At 66.6% G+C, this 24,308-nt stretch carries 24 protein-coding genes, 1 tRNA gene and 1 pseudogene; 13 read left to right on the plus strand and 13 right to left on the minus strand.

Annotation, left to right across the window (positions count from 1 at the left end):
* Positions 1-76: 76 nt before the first annotated feature.
* Complete coding sequence (gene rsgA, locus ACOGXH_RS02785) at positions 77-1,045, minus strand: ribosome small subunit-dependent GTPase A (RefSeq protein WP_419927594.1); 969 nt, start codon at positions 1,043-1,045, stop codon at positions 77-79.
* A gap of 18 nt (positions 1,046-1,063) precedes the next feature.
* Positions 1,064-1,993 carry an MBL fold metallo-hydrolase gene (locus ACOGXH_RS02790; protein WP_419927595.1) on the minus strand — a complete coding sequence of 310 codons (930 nt, stop codon included), beginning with the start codon at positions 1,991-1,993 and terminating at the stop codon, positions 1,064-1,066.
* 111 nt (positions 1,994-2,104) lie between these two features.
* On the opposite strand from ACOGXH_RS02790, the gene ACOGXH_RS02795 reads away from it, so the two are divergent.
* The 4 genes from ACOGXH_RS02795 (at position 2,105) to ACOGXH_RS02810 (ending at position 7,120) form a co-directional block, all read left to right on the plus strand.
* Positions 2,105-3,910, plus strand: a complete 1,806-nt coding sequence (locus ACOGXH_RS02795; RefSeq protein ID WP_419927596.1) for a molybdopterin-dependent oxidoreductase — start codon at positions 2,105-2,107, stop codon at positions 3,908-3,910.
* 89 nt (positions 3,911-3,999) lie between these two features.
* Positions 4,000-5,190, plus strand: coding sequence for an acyl-CoA dehydrogenase family protein (locus ACOGXH_RS02800; protein WP_419927597.1), 1,191 nt, complete (start codon positions 4,000-4,002; stop codon positions 5,188-5,190).
* 27 nt (positions 5,191-5,217) lie between these two features.
* Complete coding sequence (locus ACOGXH_RS02805) at positions 5,218-6,375, plus strand: acetyl-CoA C-acetyltransferase (protein ID WP_419927598.1); 1,158 nt, start codon at positions 5,218-5,220, stop codon at positions 6,373-6,375.
* A 7-nt stretch (positions 6,376-6,382) separates the two neighbouring features.
* Positions 6,383-7,120 (plus strand): SDR family NAD(P)-dependent oxidoreductase, encoded by a 738-nt coding sequence (locus ACOGXH_RS02810; RefSeq protein WP_419927599.1) that lies wholly within the window; start codon positions 6,383-6,385, stop codon positions 7,118-7,120.
* Here the strand turns inward: ACOGXH_RS02810 and ACOGXH_RS02815 are convergent.
* Genes ACOGXH_RS02815 through ACOGXH_RS02825 form a run of 3 tightly spaced genes read right to left on the minus strand, consistent with a single transcriptional unit; the run spans position 7,117 to position 10,000 of the window.
* Positions 7,117-8,172 carry an enoyl-CoA hydratase/isomerase family protein gene (locus tag ACOGXH_RS02815; protein ID WP_419927600.1) on the minus strand — a complete coding sequence of 352 codons (1,056 nt, stop codon included), beginning with the start codon at positions 8,170-8,172 and terminating at the stop codon, positions 7,117-7,119. The genes ACOGXH_RS02810 and ACOGXH_RS02815 overlap by 4 nt on opposite strands.
* Positions 8,138-9,649 carry a class I adenylate-forming enzyme family protein gene (locus tag ACOGXH_RS02820; RefSeq protein WP_419927601.1) on the minus strand — a complete coding sequence of 504 codons (1,512 nt, stop codon included), beginning with the start codon at positions 9,647-9,649 and terminating at the stop codon, positions 8,138-8,140. Before ACOGXH_RS02820 ends, ACOGXH_RS02815 begins: the two co-directional genes overlap by 35 nt.
* Before the next feature lie 45 nt (positions 9,650-9,694).
* Complete coding sequence (locus ACOGXH_RS02825) at positions 9,695-10,000, minus strand: hypothetical protein (protein ID WP_419927602.1); 306 nt, start codon at positions 9,998-10,000, stop codon at positions 9,695-9,697.
* A 65-nt stretch (positions 10,001-10,065) separates the two neighbouring features.
* Between ACOGXH_RS02825 and ACOGXH_RS02830 the strand changes: the two genes are divergently transcribed.
* The 4 genes and pseudogenes from ACOGXH_RS02830 to ACOGXH_RS02845 all read left to right on the plus strand — a co-directional run bounded on the left by ACOGXH_RS02830 (position 10,066) and on the right by ACOGXH_RS02845 (position 14,014).
* Positions 10,066-11,253 (plus strand): CoA transferase, encoded by a 1,188-nt coding sequence (locus tag ACOGXH_RS02830; protein ID WP_419927603.1) that lies wholly within the window; start codon positions 10,066-10,068, stop codon positions 11,251-11,253.
* 54 nt (positions 11,254-11,307) lie between these two features.
* A complete protein-coding gene (locus tag ACOGXH_RS02835) occupies positions 11,308-12,033 on the plus strand; it encodes a VIT1/CCC1 transporter family protein (RefSeq protein WP_419927604.1) in 726 nt (241 codons plus the stop codon).
* Positions 12,030-12,899 carry an SDR family NAD(P)-dependent oxidoreductase gene (locus ACOGXH_RS02840; protein ID WP_419927605.1) on the plus strand — a complete coding sequence of 290 codons (870 nt, stop codon included), beginning with the start codon at positions 12,030-12,032 and terminating at the stop codon, positions 12,897-12,899. The genes ACOGXH_RS02835 and ACOGXH_RS02840 overlap by 4 nt, the downstream gene beginning before the upstream one ends.
* A gap of 53 nt (positions 12,900-12,952) precedes the next feature.
* Positions 12,953-14,014 (plus strand): annotated as a pseudogene (locus ACOGXH_RS02845) (class I SAM-dependent methyltransferase).
* 16 nt (positions 14,015-14,030) lie between these two features.
* On the opposite strand, the gene ACOGXH_RS02850 reads toward ACOGXH_RS02845, so the two are convergent.
* Positions 14,031-14,804: an SDR family NAD(P)-dependent oxidoreductase gene (locus ACOGXH_RS02850; RefSeq protein ID WP_419927606.1), complete on the minus strand. Its 774-nt coding sequence runs from the start codon at positions 14,802-14,804 to the stop codon at positions 14,031-14,033.
* Positions 14,805-14,863: 59 nt separating this feature from the next.
* A complete protein-coding gene (locus tag ACOGXH_RS02855) occupies positions 14,864-15,628 on the minus strand; it encodes an SDR family NAD(P)-dependent oxidoreductase (RefSeq protein WP_419927607.1) in 765 nt (254 codons plus the stop codon).
* A gap of 116 nt (positions 15,629-15,744) precedes the next feature.
* Between ACOGXH_RS02855 and ACOGXH_RS02860 the strand changes: the two genes are divergently transcribed.
* The gene (locus tag ACOGXH_RS02860; protein WP_419927608.1) at positions 15,745-16,980 is read left to right on the plus strand and encodes a multidrug effflux MFS transporter; all 1,236 of its coding nucleotides are present in this window, start codon (positions 15,745-15,747) and stop codon (positions 16,978-16,980) included.
* A gap of 10 nt (positions 16,981-16,990) precedes the next feature.
* Here ACOGXH_RS02860 and ACOGXH_RS02865 read toward each other — a convergent pair whose 3' ends face one another.
* The 4 genes from ACOGXH_RS02865 to ACOGXH_RS02880 all read right to left on the minus strand — a co-directional run bounded on the left by ACOGXH_RS02865 (position 16,991) and on the right by ACOGXH_RS02880 (position 18,441).
* Complete coding sequence (locus tag ACOGXH_RS02865) at positions 16,991-17,305, minus strand: type II toxin-antitoxin system PemK/MazF family toxin (protein ID WP_419927609.1); 315 nt, start codon at positions 17,303-17,305, stop codon at positions 16,991-16,993.
* Positions 17,292-17,513 carry a hypothetical protein gene (locus tag ACOGXH_RS02870; protein WP_419927610.1) on the minus strand — a complete coding sequence of 74 codons (222 nt, stop codon included), beginning with the start codon at positions 17,511-17,513 and terminating at the stop codon, positions 17,292-17,294. The genes ACOGXH_RS02865 and ACOGXH_RS02870 overlap by 14 nt, the downstream gene beginning before the upstream one ends.
* A 37-nt stretch (positions 17,514-17,550) precedes the next feature.
* A tRNA-Glu gene (locus ACOGXH_RS02875) sits at positions 17,551-17,626 on the minus strand.
* A 38-nt stretch (positions 17,627-17,664) separates the two neighbouring features.
* The gene (locus ACOGXH_RS02880) at positions 17,665-18,441 is read right to left on the minus strand and encodes a class I SAM-dependent methyltransferase (RefSeq protein WP_419927611.1); all 777 of its coding nucleotides are present in this window, start codon (positions 18,439-18,441) and stop codon (positions 17,665-17,667) included.
* A 27-nt stretch (positions 18,442-18,468) separates the two neighbouring features.
* Here ACOGXH_RS02880 and ACOGXH_RS02885 point away from each other — a divergent pair, with 27 nt between their 5' ends.
* Together ACOGXH_RS02885 and ACOGXH_RS02890 are read left to right on the plus strand one after the other, a co-directional pair.
* Positions 18,469-19,284, plus strand: coding sequence for an LLM class F420-dependent oxidoreductase (locus tag ACOGXH_RS02885; protein ID WP_419927612.1), 816 nt, complete (start codon positions 18,469-18,471; stop codon positions 19,282-19,284).
* An 88-nt stretch (positions 19,285-19,372) separates the two neighbouring features.
* The gene (locus ACOGXH_RS02890; protein WP_419927613.1) at positions 19,373-19,645 is read left to right on the plus strand and encodes a hypothetical protein; all 273 of its coding nucleotides are present in this window, start codon (positions 19,373-19,375) and stop codon (positions 19,643-19,645) included.
* A gap of 34 nt (positions 19,646-19,679) precedes the next feature.
* Here the strand turns inward: ACOGXH_RS02890 and ACOGXH_RS02895 are convergent, their stop codons facing one another.
* Together ACOGXH_RS02895 and ACOGXH_RS02900 are read right to left on the minus strand one after the other, a co-directional pair.
* Positions 19,680-20,726 (minus strand): hypothetical protein, encoded by a 1,047-nt coding sequence (locus ACOGXH_RS02895; protein WP_419927614.1) that lies wholly within the window; start codon positions 20,724-20,726, stop codon positions 19,680-19,682.
* 40 nt (positions 20,727-20,766) lie between these two features.
* A complete protein-coding gene (locus ACOGXH_RS02900) occupies positions 20,767-21,306 on the minus strand; it encodes a UGSC family (seleno)protein (protein ID WP_419927615.1) in 540 nt (179 codons plus the stop codon).
* 91 nt (positions 21,307-21,397) lie between these two features.
* Between ACOGXH_RS02900 and ACOGXH_RS02905 the strand changes: the two genes are divergently transcribed.
* Positions 21,398-22,390: a hypothetical protein gene (locus ACOGXH_RS02905; protein ID WP_419927616.1), complete on the plus strand. Its 993-nt coding sequence runs from the start codon at positions 21,398-21,400 to the stop codon at positions 22,388-22,390.
* Positions 22,391-22,414: 24 nt separating this feature from the next.
* Complete coding sequence (locus tag ACOGXH_RS02910) at positions 22,415-24,244, plus strand: ABC transporter substrate-binding protein (protein ID WP_419927617.1); 1,830 nt, start codon at positions 22,415-22,417, stop codon at positions 24,242-24,244.
* Positions 24,245-24,308: the final 64 nt, after the last annotated feature.

A 24,308-nucleotide genomic window follows, 5' to 3' on the forward strand; every position in this document is an offset into this window, starting at 1 on the left:
CGCATGCAGTGGTCGGTCTGTGAATTGGTCAGGCCGGCCGGTGTGGCCCGGTCCCTGCGGTCGGGCCTACTCGCTGCTAATGCCGACGGCGGGCGAGGTCTAGGTCTTGGTCGGCCAGCTCATTGGCCAGTTCCAGATAGCGCCGCAGTCGGCCCGAGTCCACGTTGCCGGCCACCGCACAGCCAGGCTGGCCCTGGTGCCAGCAGTCCTCCGCGAACCGGCACTCTTGGTCGAGGGCGTCGATTTCGGCGTAGGCCGCGGCCAAACCTTCCCACGCATCCCACGGACCTACGGCCCGGATGCCAGGCGTGTCCACTATCGATCCCCCGTTGGGCAGCGCGATGAGGCGTCGGGCGATGGTGGTGTGGCGGCCTCGGGCGTCACCCGCCCGCACTTCTTGGGTGGCTTGGACTTCGGTCCCCACCAGGGCGTTGATCAGCGTGGACTTGCCCACGCCTGAGGGTCCCAGCAGCGCCAGCGTGCGGTTGCCCTCCAGCAGGGCAGCCAGATCGTCGAGACCCTCGCCCCGCAGTGCCGCGGTGACCACCACCGTCGCCCCCGGCGCCAAAGCGGCGGCCTTCTCGGCGTCCCGCTCGGGGCGGCGGCGAAGATCGGCCTTGGCCAGGATGATCGCCACCGACGCCCCCGACTGCCAGGCCACTACGCAGAAACGCTCCATCTGCGCCGGGTTGATGCGCCGGTCGAGGCCGTGTACCACACCCACCACATCGGCGTTGGCCACCAGCGTCTGGGCCCGAGCGTGCTCGGCCGGATCTCGCCGCACCACCAGGGTGCGACGCTCCAGCACCTGCTCCACCTTGAGGATGTCATCGGGGCCGGGCACAACGGTGACCCAGTCTCCGGTCACCGGGGCCACCTCGCCTTGGGCCCGTTGGGAGTCGGACGAGACCCTGATCTGGTCCTCGTCGGTCATCACCTCGCACTCGCCCCGGTCCACCTGCACCACCCGGCCCAGTTGTCCCTCCTGGTGCTGGGCCAACTCCCGCCACTGTTGGTCGATGCCCAGTGCCTCCAGCGGCGTCATCGGATCATGATCATGGGATCACGATGCCCATTGCTCCCGGAGAAGGGCGGCGTCGGCCATGGCGGCCCCCGTGTCGTAAAGGTCGTCCCATGCGCCGCCGTCGAGTTCCTTGTAGGCCCGGTGCACGTTGTAGGCCAGCCGCCAGGGCTCGTTCCACGATGCGTACTGGCCGGGGTCGATGGACTGGCAGGCCTGCGAGGCGGTCCGTCCTGCGGCGTGATGGGCCGACGCCTCCTCCCACACATACTCCAGGTATTCCCGCATGGCCCGCACACCAGCGGCATCGCACAACGGACCGTGGCCCGCCACCACCGTCTCTGGAGCCATCGCCTCGATGTCCTCCAGCGCGTTCACCCAGGCCTGTTGGGTCCCTTCCCACCCAATGGGGGTGCAGAGGTGGAAGACGACATCGCCGGCGAATACCACCCCCTGGTCGGGAACGCTGACGATCAGATCGCCCGCGGTGTGGGCCGGGCCGACGAAGCGGATCTCCACCTCCAGCCCGCCAAGATCGAGGTGCAGGTCGCCGTCGATCACCCGGTTGGGGGGCACCAGCTCCACTTCGTCAAAGTGGAAGTCCCGGAACGATTCGGCAACATCGGCCCAATGGGGAGGGGGGTTCTCCATGGCGGCCATTGATGCCGCCTGTGCGGGAGTGAACTCGTCGAACCGTTCGGCGCAGCCGGTGTGGGCGATGATCTCGGCATTCTCGAAGATCTTGTTCCCCCAGCAGTGATCGCCGTTGTGGTGGGTATTGACCACTCGTGCCGGCGTCTCAGGGTGAACTTCGGCATAGAGATCGGCCATTTGGGCGGTGAGCCTCTGGTCATAGAGGGTGTCGACCACCAAGCCGCCCCCCGCGGCAACGAAGCCCGAATTGCTCCAGCCCAACCCCCGGTCGGGCTGCAAACAGGCATACAAATGAGTGCCGATTGGCACAAGTTCCATATTCCGGCTCCAAGTAGCGGGTCTATTGGCCCAAACAGTGGAAATTCACAATAGCCTTACTTCCACAAAGCCGGATGAAGAACACCCGGCCTAGCTGATCGGAATGCAAACATGAGCGAATCCGAAGCGGCCGCGTCGGCCGAGCGGCGAGCGGCTATCTCCCCGTTTCAAGCGATCTCCGCGGGCATCGTGGCCGCTGGCGCTGCGCTCGGCTTGAGCGAGATCCTGTCGGGGCTGAGCCGCAAGATCCCATCGCTGGTGGTCTCGGTGGCCGAGGAGATCGTGGACATCACCCCGGGCTTCATCGCCCGCTGGTCCATAGACACCCTCGGCACCGCGCAGAAGCCCGCGCTGGTGTGGGGCATCGTCATCGTGTCGATTCTGCTCGGCGCGGTGTTGGGCTGGCCGTCTCGCAAACGCTGGTGGGTGATGCCTGCCGGGCTGGTGGTGTTTGCCGTGGTCGGCGGGTGGGCCGCGGCCCGCAATCCCCTGTCCAGCGATGGTTTGGGATGGATGTCGGGTCTCTTGTCCGGGGCTTTCGGCATCGCGGTGTTCATGAGCCTGTATGCGCTGGCCCTCTTTTCCCAGCTTCCCGCCGAAGAAGAGCCTTCGGACGCAGAAGCCCGATCGGTCCCCATGGTTGGGAGGGGCCGGTTCAACGACCGACGTCGATTCGTCGGGGCAGTGGGGCTCATGGCCGGGGCATCGCTGGCCGGTGGCCTGCTCGGACGATGGCTGCGGCGGCGCGACACCGTCGAAGGGGCCCGGGAAGGAGTTGCCGAAGCCCTCCAGGGCCGCACAATCGCCACTCCCACCGCCCGGGCCACACCAAGGCCCACGGAGTCGGCCTCCGAACCAGCGGCTTCGGTCGACGGCACTCCCACGGCCACAGCCGAGGGCGCTGGCAACGACCCCACAGCAGAGGCGACGCCCGAGGCCACCGCCGAGGCCACCTCGGAGGCCACCGCGGAGCCCACTCCCTCGGTGACCGCCGAGCCGGTGAGAGAGCCCAACTTCGACTACATCGCCGGGATTGCCCCCCTCATCACCCCCAACGAAGACTTCTACCTGATCGACACCGCCCTCTCGTATCCCCAGATCGACCCGGCCGACTGGTCGCTGCGGATCCACGGCATGGTGGATCGAGAGGTGGAGATCAGCTTCGACGAGCTGCTGGATCTGGGACTGGTTCGAGAGCAGGTGACCTTGTCGTGCGTGTCCAACCGCGTGGGCGGCCGCTTGGTGGGCAACGCCGAGTGGGTGGGAGTCCCGCTGGCCACCGTGTTGGACCAGGCCGGAGTGCAGCCCCGGGCCACCCAGATTGTGGGGCGCTCGGTTGACCGGTGGACCGCCGGCTTTCCCACCGCGGTGGCGCTCGACGGAAGGATCGCCATGGTGGCGGTGCAGATGAACGGCGAGCCGCTGCCCATCTCCCACGGCTTCCCGGCCCGGCTGGTGGTGGCCGGTTTGTACGGCTATGTGTCGGCCACCAAGTGGCTGTCGGACATCGAACTCACCACTTGGGAGGCGTTCAACGGCTATTGGATCCCCCGCGGCTGGGCCAAGGAGGGGCCGATAAAGACCCAGTCCCGCATCGACGTGCCCCGCCGGGACTCCACAATCGACCCCGGCCCCACCGCGATCGCCGGGGTGGCCTGGGCTCCCAGCCGGGCCATCGAAAAGGTGGAGGTGCAGGTGGACGACGAGGATTGGGTGGAGGCCGAGCTCAGCCGGGAGACCACCATCAACTCCTGGCGACAGTGGATGGTGACCTGGAACGCCACCCCTGGCGAACACCAAGTGCGAGTGCGGGCCACCGACGGCACCGGCACCACCCAGACCTCCGAGATCAGCAATCCGGCGCCCGACGGGGCCACCGGCTGGCACACCATCCAGGTGAGAGCCGACGAGGCCTGATTCCCCTTTGTGCCTTGGGGGAGTGATCCCCGCCGCATTCCCCCTGTGCCTTGGGGGAGTGATCCCAGCCGCCAGTAGATTTCCGGCAGATGGATTTCGACCTCACTCCCGCTGAGCGGGACTTCCGCGACGAGGTGCGCACCTGGCTGGAGGAGCACCTGGTGGGGGAGTTCGCCGGGTTGCGGGGCCGGGGAGGTATGGGCCAAGAGGACATCCCCGCCGAACAGCAGATCGCCTGGGAAAGGGAACTGGCCGGCGGCGGCTGGCTGGGCATTGACTTTCCCGCTCATTTGGGCGGCCGGGAGTGCAGCCTGTCGGAGCAGGTTCTGTTCCACCAGACCTACGTGGAGGCCCGGGCACCGGGGAGACTGCCCAATATGGGGGTCACGCTGCTGGGTCCGACCCTGGTTGCCTACGGCTCCCCTGAGCAGCAGCAGCGGTTTGTGCCCCCGATCCTGTCGGGCGAGGAGTTCTGGTGCCAGGGCTACTCCGAGCCCAACGCCGGCTCGGATCTGGCCAATGTGGGCACCAAAGCGGTGCTCGACGGCGATCGCTGGGTGGTCAACGGCCAGAAGATCTGGACTTCGCTGGCCCAGTACTCCGACTGGTGCTTCGTGGTCTGCCGCACCGACCCGGACTCGGCCCGCCATGCCGGGCTCTCCTACCTGCTGGTGCCCATGGACCAGCCCGGCATCGAGATCCGCCCCATCGTGCAGATCACCGGCGGAATTGAGTTCAACGAGGTCTTCTTCGACGACGCGGTGACCGATGCCGACCTGGTGGTGGGCCAGCCCGGCCGGGGCTGGGAGGTGGCCATGGGCACGCTGGCCTTCGAGCGGGGGGCCTCAACGCTGGGCCAGCAGACCTACTTCCGCCAGGAACTGGACGCACTGTTGGCCCAGGCGCAGGCCAACGGCACAGCGCACGATCTAGTGGTCCGCCAGGAGCTGTCCCAGGCCTACGCCACATTGGAGATCATGCGGTACAACAACCTGCGGATGCTCACGGTGGTGGACGCTGGCGGTGTGCCGGGGCCGGAGATGTCCATCGGCAAGCTGCTTTGGTCCAACTGGCACCGCTCGCTGGGCGAGCTGATGGTGGGAGTGCGGGGGGCGGACGCCATGGCAGTGTCGGCCGACGAGGGCGAGGCGTATTCGCTGGACTCCTGGCAGCGCACCTTCTTGTACAGCAGGGCCCACACCATCTATGCCGGGTCGAACGAGATTCAGCGGAACATCATCGGCGAGAGAGTTCTCGGCCTGCCCCGGGAGCCGCGATGATTACAGGTACAAGAACGAGGAGCAGCCATGGCTGAGGCATACATCATCGACGCAGTCCGCACGCCGGTGGGACGACGGGGCGGCAGCCTCTCGCAGGTCCACCCGGCTGATCTGGGGGCCCACCCCATCACCGGATTGCTCGAGCGGACCGGTGTCGACCCGGCTGCGGTCGACGACGTGATGTACGGCTGCGTTGACGCCCTCGGTCCCCAGGCCGGCGATATCGCCCGCACTGCCTGGCTGGCCGCCGGGCTGCCCGAACACGTTCCCGGAACCACCATCGACCGCCAGTGCGGATCGGCCCAGCAGGCCGTCCACTTCGCCGCTCAGGCGGTGATGGCCGGCGTGAACGACATGGTGGTGGCCGGCGGCGTGCAGAACATGAGCATGATCCCCATCGGCTCGGCCATGGAGGTGGCCCAGCACGTGGGGGTGGAAGACCCCGACCCCTTCACCGGCTCCGACGGCTGGGTCGATCGCTACGGCACCCAGGAGGTGTCGCAGTTCCGGGGCGCTGAGCTGATCGCCGAGCACTGGGACATCAGCCGGGAGCAGATGGAGGAGTTCGCGCTGGCCAGCCACGAGCGGGCCGCCACCGCCACCGACGAGGGCCGCTTCGACAACGAGATCCTGCCGCTGGCCGGCCTGGAGTTCGACGAGGGCATCCGCCGGGGCACCACCCTGGAGAAGATGGCCTCCTTGGCGCCATTGGCCGAGGGCGGGCGGCTGACCGCGGCGGTGTCCAGTCAGATCTCCGACGCGGGCTGCGCCATGTTGATCGCCGGGGAGCAGGCGGTGGCCGACCACGGATTAAAGCCCCGGGCCCGCTTCCACCACATGTCGGTGCGGGGCGCCGATCCCATCTTCATGCTCACCGGCCCCATTCCGGCCACCGAATACGCGCTGGCCCGGACCGGCATGACCATCGACGACATCGACCTGTTCGAGTGCAACGAGGCTTTCGCCCCGGTGGTGCTGGCCTGGATGGGCGAGCACGACGTGCCCCACGAGAAGGTCAACGTGAACGGCGGGGCCATCGCTCTGGGCCATCCCCTGGGGGCCACCGGGGCCCGGCTGATGACCACACTGCTGAACGAGCTGGAGCGCACCGGCGGACGCTACGGGCTGCAAACCATGTGCGAAGGCGGCGGCCAGGCCAACGTCACCATCATCGAGCGCTTGTAGTCGGCGAATGTCGGAGTTCGCCGACAAGGTGGTGATCGTCACCGGCGCGGCCCGGGGGATCGGCCGGGCTACGGCGGTCGAGTTTGCCGCCGCCGGGGCGACGGTTGTGGGGGCTGACCTAGATGCCGTGGCCCTCGACGAAGTGGACGAACTGTCGCTGCGGCTGGGCGGAGATGTGGGGGACACCGACGACGCCCACGCCATCATCGACGACACGCTGGCTGCCTTCGGACGCCTCGACGTGCTGGTGAACAACGCCGGGGTATGGGTGCTCAAGCCCACCGCTGAGATCACCCCTGAGGAGTGGGACGACCAACTCTCCACCAACCTGCGCTCGTTCTTCTTGCTCACTCGCCGGGCCTATCCCGCGCTGGCTGATGCCGGCGGCAACGTTGTGAATGTGGCCTCCATTGCCGCGATGCGGTTCACCACCCCGCATGTGGCCTACGCCTCGGCCAAGGCCGGGGTTATCGCCATGACCAGGGATTTGGCCGCCGAATATGGCCCCGATGTGAGGGTCAACGCGGTGGCCCCCGGCCCCATCGACACCATGCACCTCACCGCCTCGATGACGCCCGAGGAGAAGGCCGACTTCGGCCGCCGCTACCCGCTGGGCCGCATGGGCGAGCCCGAAGACGTGGCCAACGCCATCGTCTTTCTGGCCTCCCCCAAAGCCGCTTACATCACCGGCGCCACCCTCCCCGTCACCGGCGGAACCGAGTTGGGAGTCCCCAGCCTGTTCTAGTCCTCGATGCGGTCGATGAGGCCCCAGGCGAGGGCGGTGGCGGCGTCGATCTCGGTGTTGGTGAGGGCGAAGTAGCACAGGCGCTGGCGGCCGATGCGGCGGGCAATGCTGACGGTGCCGCCCGCGCCGGGAACTAAGCCCATAGCCACCTCGGGCAGGCGGAAGGTGGTGTCGGGGTGGGCGGCCACGTCGTGGGCGTAGGCGGGCAGCTCCACACCGGCCCCGACACAGGTGCCGTGGACCATTGCCCGGGTTTTGGCGGCCAGCCGGTCGATCCAGAATGCGGCGCTGCGCACCGAGCGGACCCGATGGGCGGTGCCCGGGTCGGGAGTGGTGCCGAACTCGGCCAGGTCGCCGCCGGAGCAGAAGGTGGGACCGGCGCCGTCGAGCACGATGCCGTCGAGGCTGGGGTCGGCCCACGCGGCCCGCAGCTGTTCGACCAGCCCGTCGCGCATCTCGGCGCTGAAGGCGTTGTGGCGTTCGGGCCGGTTGAGGGTGAGCCGCAGGGTTGATCCGGCGCGCTCGGCCAGCACGGCGGGTTCGGGGTTGTCGGGGACCAGGCGGCTGGACTGGGAGGCCAGCCACCCTTGGAACTGGGGCCCGGACTGAAGGGTGGAGTAGGCCAGCGACTCGGCCACCAGCCCGTCGGCGGTGGATCGGTCTTGGCTCAGGCGCAGGAGCTGAACCAGGGCCACTGCCGCGGCTGGCGATGCTGTTGCCGCGGCGGCGATTTGGTCGATCTCGGCGGCGGGTACGGCCAGCGGTACTTCGAGGTCGCCAGAGGCGAGCACGATGTCGAAGGGGTCGCAGATCTCGGCCAGCTTTGGGGCATCGGCGGGGTCGCGGTCGTCGGGCACGGTGACAACCATCACGGCGGGGGTGCTCTTCACCAGGTCGGCCGACTCGGGCGACGGCCATTGCGACATGTCGGCCGCGGTCAGCTCGACAAGGATCACCGGGCAGTCGGCCAGTCCAAAATCCTCCCCGGCGTAGGGGAGCGACAGCAGTGTCTTGGCCTCAGCCAGACCTGTCGCCAGAACTGGCGAGCTCATCTCTCAGGATCCGACGTAGAAGTTTGCCGGTCTCGTTGTAGGGCAGCTCGTCGCGCACCTCGATGCGGTCTGGGGTGCGAGAAGACCGCATCTGAGTCTTCACGAACTCCTGGAGTTCGGCGATGTCCACCGTCTGCCCCTTGGCGGGCACTACCACCGCGGCCACCGCCTCGCCCCACTGCTCGTCGGGCACTCCGACGGCGGCGGCATCAGCCACCGACTGGTGGCTCAACAGCACGTCTTCGATCTCGCCGGGGGAGATGTTCTCCCCGCCCCGCACGATGATGTCGTCGATGCGGCCTTCCACGAACAGGTAGCCGTCGGAGTCGAGCGAGCCGCCGTCGTTGGTGGGGAACCAGCCGTCGGGGGTAACCCGGGAGTTCCGCCCCAGATATTCGCCCGAAACCTGCTCGCCCCTCACCCAGATCTCGCCAGAGGTGCCGGTGGGAACCGGCTCGCCCTCCTCGTCGCGGATGTCCACCTCGATGGCGGGCAGCGGTCGGCCTGCCGAGCCCAGTCGGGCCCGCACAGACGGATCGTCGGAGCGGTGCGCCTCCCGGTGCTCATCGGGTCCGAGCACGGCCACGGTGGAGCTGGTCTCGGTGAGGCCGTAGGCGTTCACGAAGTTGGTCTCGGGCAGCAGCTCCAGCGCTCGGGCGATGACCGGAGCGGGCATTTTGCCGCCACCGTAGGAGAGGGCCCGCAACGAGGGGAGACCGCCCCCGACGTCGTCCAGATGTTCGGTGATGCGGGCCAGCATGGTGGGCACGACCATGGCATGGGTGACACCTTCGGCGCGGACCAGGTTCACCCAGTCGGCGGCGTCGAAGTTGGGCAGCTGCACGATGCGGCGCCCGGCGTACACCGAGCTCAAGATCGCGGTCATGCCGGCCACGTGATAGGGGGGCACCGATACCAGGGTGGCCTCGTCCTCGGCCGCCCCCATGAACTCCACCGAGCCGATGATGTACGACACCAAGTGCTTGTGGCGAAGCACCGCGGCCTTGGGCGCCCCGGTGGTGCCGCTGGTGTACAGGAGGATGGCTATTTCATCCGGATCGACGTTCCAGTCGCTGTCGGGAGCGCTGCCTTCAGCCCATTGGGACAGGAAATCGGGTCGCACAACAGCTCGCACGCCATCGAGGTCGCCGATGGCCGACAGGGCGTCGTCGTTGCACACTGTGACCGAGGGAGCCACCTCGGCGGCCAGATGGCGCAGCTCGGGCGCAGTCAGCCGGTAGTTGAGGGGGACGAACGGCACCCCGGCCCAGGCCGAGCCGAAGAGCGCTATGGGCAGGGCCTCGCTGCTGACGTCCACCAGGCTCACCCGGTCGATGCCTGCCTCCCTGAAGTGGGTTGCGGCGACGCCGGACCGCTGGAACAGCTGCTCGTAGGTAAGCCCCTGCCCCTGGGATCCAACCGCGGTGCGGTCGCCGAAACCGCTGGAGGCCATCTCCAGCAGCATCATCAGGTTCATAGGCTCATTCTCTGCGGTGCGTCTCCCGGCGGGCGTTTGCCCTGGCTAATCGGAGGCCGGGAGGGGTTTGGCCTCTTTCAGGCCGAGTGGGGTGCCCCCGAGCGCCAGCGAGCCGTCGCCGGGCTTGGTGCACAGAACCTCGAGAGATTCGTCTTCGTTCACGTAGCGCTTGCCCAATGCGGTGCCATCGGCAGCACTGGCGGCAACCTCGCCGTTGCGCTCGGCGTCGGCCGGATCGGCCATCGGCGAGCCGCCGCAGGTGATGTCCACGTCGCCGCTCGGTGCTTTCACCACGATCAGCTCGGTGTCGCACACCGAGCTCTTGAGGCGGCTACCCGGTTTCAAGTCCATTCCTACCTCCTGGGAGATATCTCCCAATCTTTTCCCTTCAGCCCCAACAGGTACAAACTGCACCTGTGACGCAAACTTCCGTCAGCAGCCGACATTCGGCGTTGGTTTGGGCCGAGTCGGGGTTGATGGGCTTGAGCGGCCCGGAGGACGGGCCTCCGGCGCTGGCCTCCGGGCGTTGGGTGGAGCGGCTCGACGGTGTTGTGAACGACATCTCCGAGTTGTGCGGCCAGGCGCTCAGGACCGACGCCGCCGGTTTCTTGGGGGAGCGGGCCGCACTGGTGGGTCGAGGTCGAGGAGGCTCGGTGTCGGTGGGGGGTGCGTGTCGCATGGTGGCGGCGGCCGACGGCGTGTTGGCGGTGTCGTTAGCCCGCAGCACCGACACCGAGGCGGTTCCCGCTTGGCTGGAGATCGGTGATCTGGCCGGGGGAGACGTGTGGGCCGAATTGGCCGCAGGGGTGCGGGACAAACCGGTGGCCGAACTGCTCGAACGGGCCGAATGGCTGGGCTTGGCAGTGGGCCAGGCCGTCCGTCCGCCCCCGCCACCCGAGCCCTGTTCGGTCACCGACGCCGGACCGGCGGGGTCAGGCCGCAATCAAGTGCTGGACGTGAGCTCACTATGGGCCGGGCCGCTGTGCGCGTCGCTGTTGGGGGAATTCGGATTCGAGGTGCTGAAGATAGAGGCACCCGGCCGTCCCGACGGGGCCCGGTACGGCTCAGCCGCCTTCTATGAGCGGTTGAACCGGGGCAAGCAGGACATGGTCATCGATCTGGGATCCGAGGAAGGTCGCCGTCGATTTATGGATCTATGTGGGGAATCGGCAGTTGTCGTGGATGGCCTGCGACCCCGGGTGTGGTCCAACTGGGGCATCGACCGGCTGGAGGTGGCTGAGAACGCCGGGTTGGTGTGGGTTTCGATCACCGGCCACGGCGACGGTAGGGCCGGTTTTGGCGACGACGCCGCGGTGAGCGGGGGCCTTTGGCTGTCAGACCCGGACGGCGGTCTGCCGTGGTTCGTTGGCGACGCGGCCGCCGACCCGGTGGCCGGCTTGGTGGCGTGTCGTGCTGCGGCGGAGGCCACAGCCGCCGGTCGTGCCGGGCTGGTTGAGGTGGCCATGAGCCAGGCGGTGAGCTGGGTTCGAGATGGCGACTACCTGAGCGCACCCGGCGCCGAAGTCTTCCGCCGAGGCGACCATTGGGTAGTGAGAGCCGACGATGAGGAACAGGTGGTGCTGCCTCCCCGCGCCGGGGGTTGAGGCGCTGGCAGGTTCTTCCGCCGCAGCGTCATAAAAGGGCGGTAGGTTGAGACGGTGTTCGCACGAAAGCCTGCTGGCTCGGGACATCTCGGCGAGGGGCACCACCGCAATGTGACCCGGGGCGGGTACCGGGCGGCGGTGTTCGGGGTGAGCGACGGCTTGGTGTCCAACGTGGCCCTGATCTTGGGTGTGGCCGGGGCCAGTTCCAGCCAGGAGCTGGTGCGGATCGCCGGGTTGGCCGGGCTCATTGCTGGCGCGGTGTCGATGGCCGCCGGCGAGTACATCTCTATGCAGGCCCAGCGGGAACTGCTGGAGCGGGAACTCGAGATGGAGCGGCGGGAGCACGTCCGCAACCCGGAGCACGAGGTGGAGGAACTGGCCGAGATCTACGAGTCGAGGGGCATTGACGCGGACACGGCTCGGGAGATGGCCACCAACATCATGGACGACCCTGAGAAGGCTCTCGAAGTGCATGCTCGGGAGGAGATGGGCATCGATCCCAACGAGTTGGGCAACCCGGTATTCGCGGCAACGACGTCGTTCTTCTCCTTCGCACTTGGCGCAGTGCTGCCGCTTTTGCCCTGGTTCTTCGGCGGTGGGAACGGTGCCATCGTGGCGTCGATTCTCCTCGGGGCGGTGGGCGCGGTGCTGGTGGGAAGTGCGCTGGCGCTGGCCACCAATCGATCGATCGTTCGGGGCTCGCTTCGCCAGCTTGTGATCGCGGCGGCCGCAGCCGCCATCACGTTTGGAATCGGCTCGGCGGTAGGTGTAGGCGTATGACCGATTGGGAGTGGACGTTGGGCGGCCTTGAGAGCGACAAGAGCCCCATTTGGAGCGATGACAACATCCTCGACCCGTCCAGCGTGCTGCTCACCGACAAGGTGGCCATCGTCACCGGCGCCGCTCGGGGGATCGGGGCGGCCACCGCGGTGGCCCTAGCTAGGTTCGGCGCTGATCTGGCCATCTGCGACCGGGAAGCCGAAGACATGGCCCGCACCGCCGCCGCGGTGGAGGCACTGGGCGGCCGCTGTGTGACCGGGCTGTTCGACGTCCGCCACCCTGAGCCCCGAGACGCCTGGTTGGCCGAGGTGGGCGAGGCCTTCGGGCGAGTGGACGTGCTGGTGAACAACGCCGGCGGCACGTTCAATTCCCCGTTTGCCGACATCAACCTCAAGGGCGAGGCCGCGCTCATTGCCGAGAACTTCACCCAGGTCACCGGTTTCATCCGGGGATGCATTCCGCTGATGAGCGATGGGGGGTCGATCATCAACGTCACCTCCATCGAGGCCCATCGGGCCGGTCCCGGCTTCACGATCTATTCGGCGATGAAGGCGGCCCAGGCCAATCTGGCCATGAGCCTGTCGCTGGAGCTGGCTCCTGCCGGTATCCGGGTCAACTGCATCGCCCCCGACGTGATCCCCACCGAGGGTGAGAGGATGCTCGGCGACGAGAGCACCGACGAAAGATCCCAGCTGGCCCCCCAACCGTGGCTGGAGGGGGGATCGGTGCACGACTGCGCCGCCGCGATCGTGTATTTGGCTGGGGACATGTCCCGGTTTGTGACCGGCTCCACCATCCACGTGGACGGCGGCAATATTGCCGCCGCCGGATGGAAGCGCCGCACCACTGGCCGCTACTCCACCTAGACGCACCACTAGGGTTCCAGCCGGTACATCACCGCGAAGGAACTGACATGGACATCGACGTTGATCGGGTAACCGAGCTGGCCGGCGAGGTGGCCACCCACATGGCCGGTGCCACCACCATGGCCATGGTCTACATCGGCGACGAGCTGGGCCTGTATCAGGCCATGGCCGGGGCGGGGCCGATGACTGCCGATGCCTTGGCCGACGCCGTTGGTTGCCATCCCCGCCTGGTCACCGAGTGGCTGCGCCAACAGGCTGCCGTTGAGCTGGTGGAGATCGACGGCCATGGTGACCAGGAAGTCACGTTCGAGCTGACCGATGAGGCTGCTGCGGTGCTGGCCTGGGAAGTGAGTCCTGCATTCTTGGCCGGAGGCATCGGCATGTTCCGGGCGATGTTCGCCGACATGGACGACATCCTCGACGCCTTCCGAGGCGACGGCGGATTGGCCTGGGGCGATCACCACCCCTCTCTGTTCACCTCAACCGCCCGCTTCTTCCGCCCCCAGTACGAGATGTATCTGGCCAACGAGTGGATTCCGGCCGCCGATGGGATCGACGAAAAGCTCCGGGCCGGGGCCACCGCGGCCGATGTGGGCTGCGGTTGCGGCGACTCGGTGCAGATCCTGGCCTCGGCCTACCCCGAATCGCACTTCACGGGGTTCGACTTCCACGGCCCGTCCATCGACCAGGCCAGGGAGGTGGCCGCCGAGGCTGGCGTGGCCAACGCCTCCTTCGAGGTGGCCGATTCCAAGGGATACCAGGGGCCCTACGACGTGATCTTCTTCTTGGACTGCCTCCACGACATGGGGGACCCGGTGGGGATTGCCGCCCACGCCCGCAGCCAGCTGGCCGAGGGCGGTTCGGTACTTATGGTGGAGCCGTTCGCACTGGACGGCCACGTCCGCAACCTGACTGAGAACCCGATGGCAGCCACGTCGTACGGTGCCTCCGCGGTGTTTTGAATTCCATGCTCGCTGGCCCAACCCGTCGGGTTGGGGATGGGCGCTCAAGCCGGCGAAGCCGCCATGCGGGAAGTATTCACCGCCGCTGGCTACTCCAGCTTCGAGCGGGTCACCGAGACCAACGCCAACATCATCTACCAAGCCCGCCCGTGAATTTGGGGCGGGGCCCCTAGGCCGGCGGCACCCCGGTCAAGTTGCAATCAGACAGCAGGCCGCCGTCGATGACGATGGCTTGGCCGGTGATGGCCGAGGACTCGTCCGATGCCAAGAACAGCACAAGGTCGGCAATCTCCTCCGGCCGGATGATGCGCCCTAGGGCGTGCATGGCGGAGATTTCCTCATGGGTCTTGAGGCCTATGTCGAGCACCGCGTCGTACATGGGCGTTTCCACCACACCGGGGCAGATGGCGTTGACCCGGATGTTCTTGCGCCCCCATTCCACCGCCGCGGTGCGGGTCAGGTTGATGAGCCCGGCCTTGGCCGTGCAGTAGGGGGCGTTGCCCGGAGAGGCCACTACCCCGTAGATCGACGAGGTGCTGACAATGGAGCCGCCTCCTTGGGCAGCCATGTGGGGGATGGCCGCCTTCATGCCGTACATGGCCGCGGTGAGCATCACCCTCAGGCTGGAGTCCCAGCCCTCCGCATCGAGATCGGGGATGTAGCCCCCGGTGCTGGTGGCCGCGTTGTTGAACAGCACGTCGATGCGGCCGAATTCCGACACCGCTCGCTCCACCGCAGCGGTCACCTCTTCCAGCGAGCAGACATCGCAGTGCTGGTACACCGCCTGGGCCCCGCCCTCGGTCAGCTCGGCCACCAACTTCTCGCCCTTCTCATCGACGAGGTCGACACCCACCACCGCGGCGCCCTCTCCGGCCAGCCGGCGCAGCGTGGCCATGCCGATCCCGCCGCTCGCTCCGGTCACCAGCGCGACTTTTCCGTCCATACGGCCCATCGATTGCTCCGTTTCCTGTGTCGTCTCGGGGTCGGCGTAAGTCTCGCGCGCTATTCCGAAGCAGGCGCAGGCGTGCCCGCTCCAAGGCCGCCGTCGGCGGCGTAGTCGCCGCCGGTGCAGTAGGAAGCCTGGTCGGAGGCCAACCAAACCACCAGGTCGGCCACCTCTCCGAGATCGGCCATGCGCCGCAGCGGAACAGTGGCCCCGTAGTGGCGCTCGTAGTCCTGGTCTTCCCATCCCGGTCGACGGGTCATCGCGGTCCTTAGGGGGCCAGGCACCACGGTGTTGACTCGAATTCCAAGATCGGCCAGCTCCAGGGCCGCGGTGCGAGTCAGCCCCCGGATACCCCACTTTGAGGTGGAGTAGGCCGGCATCCCCACCGTGCCCTCGAAGGCGCTGGGCGAACTCAAGTTCACGATGGACCCTCCCCCGCTCGACGCCATGGCCGGCGCGGCGGCCTGGATGCCCAGGAAGGTGCCCACCAGATTGGTATCGATCACCTTGCGGAACTCGGCCGGGTCGCAGTCGAGGATCGGGACCACCCGCGTGATTGCCGCATTGTTGACCAAAATGTCGAGGCGGTTACCTCCAGCGGCGGCGGCCGCATCCACCGCCGCGGCCCACTGCTCGACGTCGGTCACGTCCAAATCGAAGAACCCGGCCCCGGCTTCGGCAGCAGCTGCGGCCCCGTCGTCCGCCCGCTTGTCGGCTGCGGTCACCAAGGCACCGGCCGCCACCATGCGGCGCACGATTTCGGCACCGAGCCCACGAGCTGCGCCGGTGACGAGCGCCACCTTCCCTTCCAACGCTGTCATTTCCTTGGCCACTTCGTGGGACGGACTTCTCTGATCGCCAGATTTGGCTTGCGATACTCCTTTGACTTCATCTCCATATGGAGGACAGGCTACGCCGTTATGAGAAGTCGGCCGGTGTGAGCACTCCCGCATCCACTTACACCGGCCGCCGATTGGGCGAACGGGAGTTCATCCTCTTCATCGCCATGATTAGCGCCGTGTCGGCTCTGGCCATCGACACCCTGCTCCCGGCGTTCTCAGCCATGCGTGATGCGTTCAACCTGCCGGAGGACTCCACCGGCCTGTCGCTGACCATCACGCTGTTCTTCGTTGGGTCGGGCATCGGCAACCTGGTCTACGGCCCAATGGCCGACGCTCTGGGTCGAAAGAGGATCCTCGTCGGAAGCATGGTGTTGTACGGCCTGGCGTCGCTGATGGCCACCCTGTCGGTGACGTTGGGCATGCTCTACGTGAGCCGCTTCATTTGGGGTTTTGCGGCAGCCGGACCCCGAACCGCCGCTCAGGCAATTGTGCGGGACTACTACTCCGGCGACGCCATGGCCCGGGTGATGACCCTGGTCATGGCGGTGTTCTTCTGGGCCCCGGTGGCCGGTCCGCCGCTGGGGCAGGGTCTGGTGGAGCTGGGTTCGTGGCGGTATGTGATGGCCTTCAGCGTGTTCACCGCTGTGGTGATCATTGCGTGGTCGCTGCGGCTGGGGGAGACGCTGAAGCCCGAGCATCGGCGACCGTTGACCTTCCGATCAACGATGGCCGGGTTCCGGTCGGTAACCACCCACCCAGTGACGCTGGGATACACCCTGGCCAGCATGTTCTGCGCCGGCGCCTTTTTCTCGTTCCTGGCCAGCTCCGAGTTGATCTTCGACGACGTCTTCGACCAGGAGCGCTGGTTCGTCCCCTACTTCTCGATCATGGCTGCGGGCATGGGCATAGTGACGCTGCTCAACAACCGGGCGTTGCACAGATTCCGGGCCCGCTCGGTGGCGCTCTGCGCCGGCGGCTTACAGATTTGTGCGGCTAGCACCATGCTGGCCCTGGCTTTGGCCAACGGTGGGAGGCCGCCTTTCGTTCTGTGGATCACCATCTTCAGCCTGGCCAATGCCTGCATGGTGGCGTTCTTCCCGCTGGGTCAGAGCCTGGCGCTCGAACCCATGGGGGAGATGGCTGGCACCGCCGCCGCGGTCCTCGGCTTCACCATGATGCTGATCGGAGCCAGTCTCGCAGCCCTCATCGACCAGGCCATCAGCGGCACCGTCACCCCCGTCGGCATCGGCTACCTCGCTTACGGCACCGCCGGCATGGCCTGCCAACTATTCGCGGTGCGCCACCAGCACCGAAGAACCCCGGCTGCCTGATACGGGCTAGTCAGAGTCCGAGAAGGTCGGCGATGAGCTCTCGGATCTGTTGAAGCGCGACAAACCCGACGTTCGTTCCTGTCGACTCGACGACGCGGTCGACACTAATGGTCGTCGGCAGGTGGGCCTGGGCGACACCGAATCCCTCTATAGCCACCTCGCTCAACCATCCCCGCTTCGTTGTCGTGCAGGGTACGACCACGATCGCGTGTTGCCGGAACTCCAGCACATCATCGGAGGTGATGATGATCGCCGGGCGGATAAACCCCGGCTCGCCCCTCGCCGGTGTCCCGAAGTCGCAACGAACGATGTCACCCGCTTGCATCAGCAACATCGCTTGCCGACGCATCGAGCACAGCCTCATCATCAGCATCGAGTGGGGCACCCGCTAGCTGTGCCCCGATGATGCGACGGCGCTCCCGTCGGATCATCTTCTCGAGCTGCGCGTCGAATGTGAGCCCTTCTCGATCAGCGAGCTGACGCAAAGCATCCCGAGTCCGCAATGAGACCTTGATGGTAGTCGAATCAGGCATACCGTGGAGTATACCTATGCAAGCTCGTCCGCAGTAGTGGCACCCCGTACGGGATTCGAACCCGTGTTACCAGATTGAGAATCTGGCGTCCTAGGCCTCTAGACGAACGGGGCAGGAACGCCGCAGCTTACCGGTTCCTCAGTATCCGCGGCTACCTCGAATAGTCGGGGTTGAACTGGATTTGGCCCTCGACTCGGTGGAGCCAGGGGTAGAGCTCTGTGGGGCGGCGGGCAATCACGCCAAGCTGGTTGGACTGGCGTTTGAAGAGGGTGCACAGCACCCGTAGCAGGGGTTTGGCCAGCTGTCCGGCCAGGCGCCGGCGACGGCCGGTGGCCTCGGCGGTGGGGAGGCGCAGGCCGTGGCGGAACTCGATGCGGGGCTCGCCGGTGGGGTCGTATGACCGCAGGGTTTTGACTACCTCGGACTCGGTCCAGCGGTAGACGTGGTTGGGCACGCTGGTGTTGTCCAAACCGCCGGTGAGGAATCCCTGGTCGGTGACCGCGGCCAGCTCGTAGGCGTCGGCCATGCCCAACTTCACGGCCAGCCGCATCAGCGCGCTGTCTCGGGCCTCGATGGCCACGATCCCCTCGCGGCACACGCGGTACATCTCCCCCAGCGCCCGGTGGGGGGAGCGGCAGTGGTGCAGCCCCTCGGAGACGAATACCCAGTCGAACGAGCGGTCTTCAAAGGTCAGCGACTGGGCGTCCTGGTACGACCAAGCCCCATCGGGAACCTGCGGGGCGAACGCCTCGTCGAGGTTGGACACCACCACATCGGTGAACCCCAGCGACGACAGCAACTCCCAATCCTCGGTGCCGGCGCACACGGCCAGCAGCCGGGTATCGGCGTCGAGGCCCAGGCTTCTCAGGGTGGCGGCAGCGAAGTCGCGGTCCAGGATCTTTCTCCAGTCTCGGTCGTCGTTAGCCATCGTATGGGGACTACTAGGGTGCTGAGGGTGAAGTTCGGGTTCCCCTTCATATCGCTGCATCCGGGAGCATGGGCGGAGGTGGCCCGGGCCGCCGATGAGGCCGGGTTCGAGTCATGCTGGATGGGAGACCATCTGGTGTTCCCGGTGAAAACTGAGGGCACGCTAGGAGACGTTGACCATCCCCCCCTGCCACCGACCTTGCCGGTTTACGACCCCCCGGCCTTCCTGTCGTTTCTGGCCGGCCAGACCACCCGCATCAACCTCGGGGTTTGCGTCTACTTGGCCGGATTGCGCCATCCGTTCACCACCGCCCGGGGCTTCGCCACCTTGGACCAGGTGAGCAACGGGCGGGCATTGGTCGGCGTGGGAGCGGGCTGGTTGCGCAACGAGTGGACGGCCGCCGGTATGGATCCCCGCACCCGAGGGCGCCGCCTAGACGAGGCCCTAGATGTGTGCGTGCGGCTCTGGACCGAGCCCGAGGTGGAGCACCACGGTGAGTTCTACGACTTCGAACCGGTGGCGTTCGAGCCCAAGCCGGTGCAACAGCCCCACCCTCCGGTGCTGGTGGGCGGTTTGTCGGATGCCGCGCTGCGCCGGGCCGGCCGCTTCCAGGGTTGGATGGGCATGGGCGACACCTTCGAGTCGGTGCGCCGAGGCGTTGACCGGCTGGCCGAGCTGGGTGCTCCCGACATTGAGATCACTGCCCATGGCCGCTGCGAATCGCTCGATGACCTGCGCCGGTGGGAGGACGCTGGCGCCCACCGTCTGGTGGTCACCCCATGGGAGAGCACCAGCAAGGCAGTTGATTCGCTGCGGCGGTTTGCAGACCGGTTTATTGCCTGACTGACGCCGGTTGGAAATGTGCCAAAACGCCCTGGGGAGGGCGTACAATGGCATTTCTGCGCACACAAACATTTGACTAGGAATTGCCATGGGTCGAGGATCAGAGAGCTTTCAGAAGCGACAGCGGGAAAAGAACAAGCGAGAGCGGGCTGCGGCCAAGCAGGCCCGCCGTCACGGCAAGCTTGAAGTTCCCTTCGAGGAAGAGGTAGAGGCTCCTTCCTCCAACGGAAAGTCAGAAGCCGAGCTCTACGAGGATTTCCGCCTGCTGAGCGAGAAGTACCAGTCCGGGGGAATGGACGAGGAGACCTACGAGCAGCGCCGGGCCGAGATCTTCGAGCAACTCGGCCTTGAGGTCCACTGAGCCGACAAGCTCACCCCGCCGAACCCAAAGAGGCTTAGCCAGCAGCGATTAGCCGACTCGTGGGCATGCCCAGCATGCACGACAGCCCCGCCGACTGAAGCCCGCCTGCGCCCCCGGCCACCAGGATCACGAAGTAGTCCGGCGACGGCACAATCGGCACCCGGTCGTTCTCGATGGCCACGCCAAGCCCTTCGAGCACATCACGGGTGGGTTGGCGCCTATACGGGGGGTAGAAGTCCAACGGCACCCGGGCTTCAGCGAACAAATGCTCTTGCAGTTCTTGTCTGGTGGGCAGCACGCTGGCCACCATCTCGGCGATCACCGGGCTCATCACCAGCACGGTGGGGAAGGGGTTGGGGGCGTCGTGGCCCCCGCACGGCCCGCTGATGGCCAGCCCCCGAGTCACGTGGTGCAGCACTTGGTCGGCCTCGTGGTGCATGTCGGTGATGGGCCACATTCCGTTCACGGCCAGCACCGTGACCACATCGTCGTCGGAGTCGAACCCCATCTCGACGTGATAGGGCGGCCACGGGGAGGCCTCCTCGTTCTCGGCCACACACAGCGAGGTGGCCTTGCCGGGCCAGCCCAGCGGCGCCTTGTCCACGTCTCCGGGAATGGCCCCGCCGATGTTCACCATGGCCAGTCGAAGAGCCCGTCCCACAGTGGCGTTGGTGTGCGAACCCGGCCCGAAGCAGCCCGCCCCGTAGTTGAACCCCAGCCGGTTGCGGATCGGGCCGTTCACCACCAGCATCGGCCCCACCGGGTTGGTGGTGGTCTGCACGCCGTGGGCGTTCATCTGGGGGTCGCAGAAGGCGTCGATGGCGGCGATGAGCACCGGCATCGCCTCAGGGCTGCACCCGGCCATCACCGCGTTGACCGCGATCTTCTCCACCGTGGCCGGCGCATTCAGCGGCGGGATGTCGCTCACCACATGGTCGGCCGACAGCCCGGAGGCGGCTACCGCGGCGGCTACTCGCTCGGGAGTGGGGGGAACGATCGGCAAACCGTCGGTCATGCCCCGCTCTCGCAGAAAGGCCTCTACCTCGTCGACGCCGCCGTCGACGTCAACCCGTTGAGTCATCTCACCCCTGTTTGGCTGCCCACAGTGGCCACCCGCGGGGTCATGCCACTAGAGCGTCCACGATGTCGTCGAGACGGGAGGCGATGTCGGCCCTGATGTCATCCTCAGACCACTCGTCATAGCCCGACGGCAACACGATCAAGGGCTGGTTGTCTACCCGCAGGCCCCGAGCGGTGGCCTCGGCCAACCCCCGGAACTGCTCGGTAACCAGGCCCACCGCCGGAGTTCCCATGGCCTCCAGCGTGCTGCTGGCGTGGATACACCACGCCGTACACGAACCTCAATTGCCCAAACCGCTGATCACCGCGTCGACTTCGGCGTGGAAGGCCTCCATCTCCTGCTGATACTGCTCGGGATCGGCGCCGTGCATGGGACCGCTGGCTCGAACCACCACCCCGGCTGCCCCGGCCCGGTCCACCAGTTGGCGGGACAGCTCGTCGGCCACGATCGCCATCGACCGCCACATGTCGTTGTCGATGATGCCCACTGTCGCTCCCGCCAGCGAGTCCTTGCGGATGGCCAGCGGCTGAGCGGGCTCGTTCATCTCGCCGGTAGGCAACAAGATGGTGGTGGTTTCCATTGAATTCCTCCCGGTGATCCACCGGCCGACTCGTCGGGCGACCAGACCGAGACCTTCCGGTCCACCCTACCCCGTGCCGTATTGTGTCGCGATGCGCACCACGACGCTGCCCCGGCCGCCCGTCATCATGGATCAGGCCCTGGAAGACCCCGATGTGCTGCTGGGCATATTGCAGCGCCAGTCGCCCCATCCGCTGACGCTGGCTGGCGCAGAGTTCGTCGAAAGCCGGGCCGCGCTGCGAGCCGGGGCCCGCACCGGCGACGTCCCGTCGTTTGTCGACGTGGTGGACGGCGAGCCCCGGGTGCCTCCAGTTTTCCGCACCACCTGGGGAGCCGAGGAACAGGCCGTGGAGGGTGCCGACACCATCGTCAACAACCCCCGCTTCATCGAAGCTGCCCGCCAGCTCTATAGCGCCGAGGTGGTGCGGCCCTATTTCACCTATGTGAACATCAACGCCCCCAGCGGCCAGTACGCCCGCCACACCGACATTCCCTCCTTTCGGGGGATTGGCCGGGACGAATACCCCACCTGGCTGCTCAATTGCATGATGCACTCGGGGTGTTTCGACCGGTGGCGGGTGCGGATCGCCACCGCGGTGTGCTGGTACTACATGGGCACGGGAGGGGAATTCACCTACTGGCCCGAGGGATGGGACGGCGACATGGTGACGGTGAAGCCGCCCTACAACTACGGCGTGATGGGCGACAACGACTACATGCCCCATCGGGTGGAGTCCATCGGCGCTGAGGCCGACTACTCCAAGTACGGATTCGACGCCACCATCACGCTGACACCCGATCGCCAGTGGATCATCAAGGAGCCCGGCCATGAGCCAGTGCGCCACCGCTTCGATGAGGTGCGGGTGTCGTTGTCGTGGAAGGCGTTTGTGTTCGACGACGCCAACGAAGCCGAGGTCTACGACCGGCATCTGGACGATCTGGATGAGTCCACGCTGATCGCCACGATGGCCGAGGACTGTGCCCAGCGGGGGGTAGCCGTGCCCGACGGGCCCGACGCGCTGAGTCGGCCTGAATTCGGGGAGAGAATAAGAAACACGTACCTCTCGCCTGAACTACGCTTCTGACCGTTTGTGACGGGAGGTTTCTTGGTGTTCGATCGAACTCGAGACTCGAGAGCCGCGGGTTGGCGGTGGCTGGCCGCTCTTTGCCTGATCGCACTGCTGGCATCCGCCTGTGGCGGGGGAGGCGACGGCGATACCGGCGGTGTGGCGGTTGAGGGGACCACGTCGCCGTCAGCGACTGATGATGGCGGAGACCGCGGTGATGAAGGAGACAGCGGCGTTGGCGACAGCGGTGGCGATGACAGCAACGGTGACGAGCGGGCTGACGACCAACAGGCCGGCGCCGATGAAGAATCACCTGGGCCCACCGCCGCCCCGACCACACCGGACGAGGAGGCACCGACCGTCGAACCCGAACCGGTCTACGGCGGCACGCTGTTGTTCGCCTTGGAGTCGGAGACCACGTCGGGATGGAATCCGATCACGACGTCGGCCGCCACGTCGGGCCACATCGTACTTCGGCAGCTCTACGATCCGCTGGTCATCGAGGGGGCCGATGGCGAGGCAATTCCGTTCCTGCTGGAGAGCTTCTCGCCCAACGACGACTACACCGAGTGGACGTTCACCCTGCGCCCGGGGATCACGTTCCATGACGGCTCGCCGGTGAACTCGGCGGCCCTGGTCCGCCATTTGGAAGAGCTGGGCAACGCCACCCTGTCGCGGCTGGCCATTGAAGAAGCCGAGATCCAGGGCTTCGAGGCCATCGACGACTTGACCGTGAAGGTCAGCCTGGGAAAGACGTTCGTCGACTTCCCCCTCGGCTTCACTAGCGCGGGCGGCTTTCTGGGGGCCCCCGCCATGTACGACCTCGGCACCGACAGCGCCCGCAACCCGATCGGGACCGGTCCGTTCATGCTGGATGAGTGGGTTGAGCACGAGGTGACCCGGCTGGCGCGCAATCCGAACTACTGGCGCACCGATGCTGAGGGACGGCAGCTTCCCTATCTCGACGCCATCGAGTTCCGCCCCTTCGAAGACGATGAGACCCGGTTCAATGCCCTGCGGGCCGACGATGTGGATGCCAGCCTCGACAACGGGGGTCGGAGAGTCGAGGAGTACAACGAGGACTTCAAGGCCTTTTGGCAGGGCGAGCGGTACTCGGCCACCACTGGGGTGTTGATGAACACGGCAAGACCGCCGTTCGACAATGTGGAGATGCGCCGGGCGCTGGCCCAGTGCACCGACCGTCAGACTCTCAACACCGTTCTCTGGGACGGGCAGCCTCCGGCCACCGGCCCGTTCTCGCCGGGTACGCCCGGCCACCTGGAGGACTCCGGATTTCCTGAGTACGACCCTGATGCCGGTCGGGCCACGTTCCAGCGGTTGGGCGCGCCCAGCTTTGACATCCTCACCACGGTCACCACATTGGACCTTTTGCAAGCCGAATTGCTCGTCCAGATGTGGGGTGAGTGCGGGTTGGATGTGGGCATCAACCAGGTGCTCCAAACCGAGGCGGTTACCACCGCGGTGTTCGGGAACTTTGACGTGTTCATCGCGGTCAACCACAGCGGTTACAGCCTGGCCATGGAGCGGTTCTGGTGGCACAGCGGCTACAGCCCGCCACCCCCGGTGCCGGCCATCAACTTCGGGCGGGTCGTCGACTCCCGCATCGATGCGGCGCTGGACGAGGTCATCACCACCGACGACGAGGAGCGGCAGCGGGAGCTGGCCGAGGAGGTAAACCGGGCCTTTGCCGACGGTGTCTACAACATCTGGCTCTACCACTCGCGGTGGCTGATTGCCGCTCACGACCATGTGAACGGTGTCGACAACCTCACGATCCCCGGCGGGGGAGAGCACCCCAAAATCTTCCTAGGACGGGTCTTTTTGGCCGAAACGTGGCTAGACGAAGGGTAGGGAGGTTTGGGAGCGCGCCTCCGCCTGCTGCGATAGCTTGGTGAGACCTTTCGACATGGGGGGA

Source organism: Candidatus Poriferisocius sp. (genome assembly GCF_965208355.1).
Lineage (GTDB): Bacteria > Actinomycetota > Acidimicrobiia > Acidimicrobiales > Bin134 > Poriferisocius.

Coding starts and splice junctions, on each gene's coding strand:
- ACOGXH_RS02810 (WP_419927599.1), top strand. CDS start 6,383: ATGTCGGAGTTCGCCGACAAGGTGGTGATCGTCACCGGCGCGGCCCGG.
- ACOGXH_RS02800 (WP_419927597.1), top strand. CDS start 4,000: ATGGATTTCGACCTCACTCCCGCTGAGCGGGACTTCCGCGACGAGGTG.
- ACOGXH_RS02820 (WP_419927601.1), bottom strand. CDS start 9,649: ATGAACCTGATGATGCTGCTGGAGATGGCCTCCAGCGGTTTCGGCGAC.
- ACOGXH_RS02805 (WP_419927598.1), top strand. CDS start 5,218: ATGGCTGAGGCATACATCATCGACGCAGTCCGCACGCCGGTGGGACGA.
- ACOGXH_RS02840 (WP_419927605.1), top strand. CDS start 12,030: ATGACCGATTGGGAGTGGACGTTGGGCGGCCTTGAGAGCGACAAGAGC.
- ACOGXH_RS02790 (WP_419927595.1), bottom strand. CDS start 1,993: ATGGAACTTGTGCCAATCGGCACTCATTTGTATGCCTGTTTGCAGCCC.
- ACOGXH_RS02850 (WP_419927606.1), bottom strand. CDS start 14,804: ATGGACGGAAAAGTCGCGCTGGTGACCGGAGCGAGCGGCGGGATCGGC.
- ACOGXH_RS02825 (WP_419927602.1), bottom strand. CDS start 10,000: ATGGACTTGAAACCGGGTAGCCGCCTCAAGAGCTCGGTGTGCGACACC.
- ACOGXH_RS02905 (WP_419927616.1), top strand. CDS start 21,398: ATGCGCACCACGACGCTGCCCCGGCCGCCCGTCATCATGGATCAGGCC.
- ACOGXH_RS02865 (WP_419927609.1), bottom strand. CDS start 17,305: ATGCAAGCGGGTGACATCGTTCGTTGCGACTTCGGGACACCGGCGAGG.
- ACOGXH_RS02890 (WP_419927613.1), top strand. CDS start 19,373: ATGGGTCGAGGATCAGAGAGCTTTCAGAAGCGACAGCGGGAAAAGAAC.
- ACOGXH_RS02795 (WP_419927596.1), top strand. CDS start 2,105: ATGAGCGAATCCGAAGCGGCCGCGTCGGCCGAGCGGCGAGCGGCTATC.
- ACOGXH_RS02880 (WP_419927611.1), bottom strand. CDS start 18,441: ATGGCTAACGACGACCGAGACTGGAGAAAGATCCTGGACCGCGACTTC.
- ACOGXH_RS02895 (WP_419927614.1), bottom strand. CDS start 20,726: ATGACTCAACGGGTTGACGTCGACGGCGGCGTCGACGAGGTAGAGGCC.
- ACOGXH_RS02815 (WP_419927600.1), bottom strand. CDS start 8,172: ATGAGCTCGCCAGTTCTGGCGACAGGTCTGGCTGAGGCCAAGACACTG.
- ACOGXH_RS02855 (WP_419927607.1), bottom strand. CDS start 15,628: ATGACAGCGTTGGAAGGGAAGGTGGCGCTCGTCACCGGCGCAGCTCGT.
- rsgA (WP_419927594.1), bottom strand. CDS start 1,045: ATGACGCCGCTGGAGGCACTGGGCATCGACCAACAGTGGCGGGAGTTG.
- ACOGXH_RS02870 (WP_419927610.1), bottom strand. CDS start 17,513: ATGCCTGATTCGACTACCATCAAGGTCTCATTGCGGACTCGGGATGCT.